Source organism: Thermoflexibacter ruber (assembly GCF_900113045.1).
Taxonomy (GTDB): Bacteria; Bacteroidota; Bacteroidia; order Cytophagales; family Thermoflexibacteraceae; genus Thermoflexibacter; species Thermoflexibacter ruber.
In genome coordinates this window covers 1-2,573 of the sequence record NZ_FONY01000104.1, presented here as the reverse complement: position 1 = coordinate 2,573, position 2,573 = coordinate 1, and the positions used below count along the sequence as shown (strand labels likewise).

2 protein-coding genes are annotated in these 2,573 nt (G+C 35.2%); both read right to left on the bottom strand.

Going from position 1 to position 2,573, the window contains the following annotated elements; translation table 11 throughout:
• Positions 1-157: 157 nt before the first annotated feature.
• A complete protein-coding gene (locus BM141_RS22305) occupies positions 158-1,075 on the bottom strand; it encodes a CfrBI family restriction endonuclease (RefSeq protein ID WP_091549642.1) in 918 nt (305 codons plus the stop codon).
• A gap of 6 nt (positions 1,076-1,081) precedes the next feature.
• A complete protein-coding gene (locus tag BM141_RS22300) occupies positions 1,082-2,515 on the bottom strand; it encodes a DNA methyltransferase (protein WP_221407739.1) in 1,434 nt (477 codons plus the stop codon).
• Between the last annotated feature and the right edge of the window lie 58 nt (positions 2,516-2,573).

Here is a 2,573-nt window from a genome sequence, read left to right as displayed (position 1 = left end):
AACGGAAAAGGCTTGGCGAAGGCGGGGGTTTAACAGCACCAGACTTCACATAAGCACGAATGTAAATAAAAAGCACTACTCTACAAATTAGCACATCAGCCCCGCTTTCCGCCAAGCCAATGTTGGCTGATGTTTTTGCTTTTTATCGCACTCATTTTCAGAATATTAACGCAAATATTTCTGTCAATTTGTTATCTATGTCTCCTGAAAATTTGTTGTACGAAATGCCCAAACTTTGCAAGGCTTTTTCAAATCTTTGATAACCGTTTTCACTTCGTAACTCTATCCAATTTACTTTTAAACTGTCTAATTGTGTTTTGTTTAGGTCTGAAAGTTTGTCGGCTATGAAAACTTTACTATCCCTCGCTATTACTGCGTCTGCACTTTCGGGGTTGCCTTTGCCCATTAGTTTCACTTCGCATTTGTGGTTTTGTCCGTTACTTATGAGGTAAAAGTCAATTTCTCGTTCAAAATCTAATTCATCTTCTTGTTTGGCTTTTGCACCTTTCAAATGAATTGCATAATTTTCTTTCGGCACGTCAAAAAGCATACACAAAGTTTGCATTAGTGGTTTTTCTACCTTTTTACCTGCTGTACTCCACAAGCCACCACGCAAAGCGGCTCGTTTTACTGCCAACGTATTGATAACAATTAGGCTTTCGTTTATATTCAGTTCTACACTCACTCCACGAAATTTGATAGTCAAAGTTAAATCTATTTCGCTTTGATTTTCAATGAGTTGCAAAATTGAATTATACAGAATTTCGTAATGCTCATTTGAGGCATCTATCACGATTTCTTTCGTTGCCGAATTGAACATATTGGTTATAGTCTTTTTATTCAGCCCCGAATTGATAGCAATTTCTTCTGAACTCAATTTTGGGTTCAAAAACTCCTTTTTGTACCAATCAATCACGTCTTTGTTTCGCAATTTGGCTTGTACGATTTTCTCAAAAAAGTCCATAGCAAACTGCAAAAATTGGGCGTTGATAAGTGCCACAACTTCTATACGGTAATCTTGCCCTTTTATCAGACGTGAAATGATGTTTTTCGTTACTTGTTCGGTTAAAGTCATTCTGTTTTATGGTAAAACGTGATTAACAAACTCTTGCAAAGTCCAAAAAAATTGGGTTTCAAATTCGCCCAAAAGGTTTGGTTTGGCTTTGCTTTTCATATATTCAAAATAGGTCGGTTCTTTTTCTGTTAAAAAAAACTTTCTCCCTAATGCTTTTGCTGTTTTCCCCACTGTTCCACTTCCACCAAAAGGGTCAAAAACTAAATCTCCTTTGAAAGAATAGTATTGAATTACCCTTTTGCATAATTCCACTGGAAAAACCGCAGAATGAACTTTATCAAAACAAGGGTCTATTTTCCAAACATTTGTAGTTTCGTAACCGTCTGCTACTTTGCTTTGTTCGGTTGTTTCCTTGTCATAACTTCTTATATTCCAATCAATTAACTTGGTAGTTTCTTTGCGATATACCATTAAATATTCTGTTACTGCATTAGGTTTATACATTAACGGTTTGCGGTGTTGCATAAAACCACCAATACGATTTTTTACCGAATAATCGGGCTTTTGCCAAATAATATCGTCTATAAATTCCCAACCATTTTTAACCAAATAGGGGTGCAAGTCAAACGGAATAGGGTATCTTTTGCTTGAATGTGAACGACTTACACGAGGAATAATGATTGGTGAAGTATTGACTATCAAAAATCTACCTTCTTTTGTAATGCGGTGTGTTTCCTTAAAAACTTCTTCCAAAAATTCTAAATACGCCTGATAACTTGGGTAAATTGAATAATCACGAGCATTGTAATAAGGGGGTGAGGTAAAAGTTAAATGCACACTTTCGTTTGGTACATATTTTAGAACTTCTAAAACATCTCCATTTACCACTGTATTTTTCAGAAAATCGTAAGTTTCAGCGTGGGGCAAACTTGATGGTGTTTTGCTTTCTTGGTCTGCAAAAAACTCTTTGTAAATCACTGTCCGCACCATTTCGTTAGGGTGATTTACCAAAGGTTTTAGTTGTTCTTTTACTTCGTCATCTTTATCAAAAACCAACAAAGCACGTATCGCCTGACACACAATTTTGGGGTCTTCGTCTTGTAAAATTTTGTATAGTATTTCTTTATTTTTTGGATTTCTCATTCGCCCAATAGCCGAAACAATTTCACGCTTTACACTTGTATTTGTTTCATTATCAAATAGTTGCGAGAGAGGGGTTAAGTAATTTTCATTACCTAATTTGCCTATATTTTTAACCGCTAAAAGTCTTATTTGGTGGTGTTCGTGTTTGAGTAAATCTATTAAAAAATTTCCATTAAAATTTTTAGGTAAGAAGCCCAAATTTTCCAAAATAAACGCAATACTTCCACTATCTTGTTGTTTATCAACAAGATACCCTAAATCTCCATTTCCGTTGTTTTTGAGTTCTGTAATTAGTTCCTTTGTAAGCATTTCCGACACTTTTATATGTGCTTGCAAGTTACAAATTTCTTGGGACATTGAGGTTATCAGTTTTCGTCCTTTGTTGTTGTTTTTTTCTTAAAATATCAGCCAACGT